The sequence below is a fragment of the Tritonibacter sp. SIMBA_163 genome (assembly GCF_046535935.1).
GTDB lineage: Bacteria > Pseudomonadota > Alphaproteobacteria > Rhodobacterales > Rhodobacteraceae > Epibacterium > Epibacterium scottomollicae.
This window is the reverse complement of the sequence record NZ_JAWJBP010000194.1, coordinates 1-349: the sequence shown is the minus strand read 5'-3', so window position 1 is coordinate 349 and position 349 is coordinate 1. Positions and strand designations below refer to the sequence as shown.

Genomic DNA, 349 nt, shown 5'->3' with positions numbered 1-349 from the left:
GAGGGAATCAATCAAAAAATTAAGCTAATTAAGAGGAGAGCATTTGGCTTAAGAAATTTCAACAATTTTAGAAGAAGACTGTTATTAAGTTGGCATTTTTGTTCTTAATCTGTCATACCTAGTCTAGAAGAGCCATACTGCCTTGCTATTTAGGGCTTGCTGAATAAAACGGAAACCCTTACTCAATCAGGTTTTAAGCCTCTTAATTCTTGGAAAAAGTGCATGGGAATTGAATGATCAAGGCAGAAAACGTTGCACCTTCCAAGAAAATGTCTGGCTTTTCCTACTTTCCTTCTTCAGTATTGCCTGGGGCAAATTGACGTTTGCCTAGCTAACCCGATCATTAGAC

Annotated in this window: 1 pseudogene; it reads left to right on the top strand. The window is 37.8% G+C overall.

Annotation, left to right across the window (positions count from 1 at the left end):
* A pseudogene (locus R0J92_RS22055) lies at window positions 1-87 on the top strand (transposase); the annotation flags it as partial.
* Between the last annotated feature and the right edge of the window lie 262 nt (window positions 88-349).